The 1,289-nt window shown below is 38.5% G+C and carries 1 protein-coding gene; it reads right to left on the bottom strand.

Annotated features, from left to right (window positions below; translation table 11 throughout):
* Positions 1-38: 38 nt before the first annotated feature.
* Entirely contained in the window at positions 39-1,163 is a 1,125-nt protein-coding gene (locus FH976_RS15745; RefSeq protein WP_194091717.1) for an ISAs1 family transposase, read from the bottom strand.
* Positions 1,164-1,289: the final 126 nt, after the last annotated feature.

Genomic DNA, 1,289 nt, shown 5'->3' with positions numbered 1-1,289 from the left:
CAGGGTTCCCGCATGAGTAGCAAAGTTGTTAAAATCACTCAAGTGCCAAACAAAACTCTCTCTCGAAACTCAGTATTTAACGCGCATTTCAATTGTCGGCGTTTTAATGTTCCTTTCATCTCTACAAGCTTAATAAAATTCATACACATTTGACGAATTCGCGATAGGTTTTCGGATGCGTGCTTGTAGGTGATTCGGCTGTCATCTTCATTCATTACGGCATCCAACCACCAGTGCATACTTTCAACGCCCCAATGACCTCGGCATAATTTACCAAATTCTTCTGCTTTCATGTCCTTAGAAGAAATGAAGTATCTAATCCCCAAACTGCCTGAAGGCTCACCATTTTTCTGTTGATAAGTCGTTGCTATACATAAGCTTTTCAACCCTTTCCATTTAGAGGCGAAGTCTCCAAACTTATCAGTAAACGGAACAACAATATAACTTCTTAATATCTTACGCCCTCGTTGGCCAATTTCTTCTTGTTCAAAAGAATCACTCGCATAGCGGCTTAATTGTTCTAACGAAAAGTGTTCAGTAAAAACCTTATGAAGACTTGGTTGATTATCTTTTACTGACATTAAATAGTCACCTTTACGTGCAACTATTAACTCTGCGATTGCTCTCTGGCAGCCCATTGCATCAACACTGATTACTCGACCCTTCACTCGGATTAGTTTAAGAAGCTCAGGGATAGTCGTTATTTCGTTCGATTTAGAGCTCGTTTTTAGTTGCCCTAAAACCAGACCAGTATCAACAGAATAAGCATTGACCATATGTGTTAGGCATTTCTTTTTACTGTGATCATACGTACCTTTTAAGGACTTTCCGTCAATAGCTATATGATTGGTTTCTAATGATTTTTCATATTGAATATCGTTACACCATCGAGTAAAGCAAAGAGAAAATTCATCGGGGTCAACCAATCCAATAATGCGAGCCGTTGTATCTTGACTTGGAATACCTGACAAATAAGGACTGAACTTTCTAAACCATTCTAAGTTCTCTTCCCCAAACGCTTCTATCTCATCCCAGGTTTTCATTCCACACAACATGGCATTCACTACTTGGAACATCACTTCGAAGAAATTATAAGTAATTTTTCGCTCCTGACGACTATCACTCAATATGTTAAAATGCTCTTTGAATTCGTCGTAATTCATCTTTTCAATCTCACTCTGTTATCTAAACAGTATAAGATCACGTCAGATCACCACATTCAACCTATTTTTTGAAATTTCACCCCGAAAACTTGAGAAACACTGCGAAAATAACATGCGGGAACCCTG

It is taken from the genome of Vibrio hibernica, assembly GCF_015223435.1.
Lineage (GTDB): Bacteria > Pseudomonadota > Gammaproteobacteria > Enterobacterales > Vibrionaceae > Vibrio > Vibrio hibernica.
This window is presented reverse-complemented; position numbering and strand designations above follow the sequence as displayed.

Coding starts and splice junctions, on each gene's coding strand:
- FH976_RS15745 (WP_194091717.1), bottom strand. CDS start 1,163: ATGAATTACGACGAATTCAAAGAGCATTTTAACATATTGAGTGATAGT.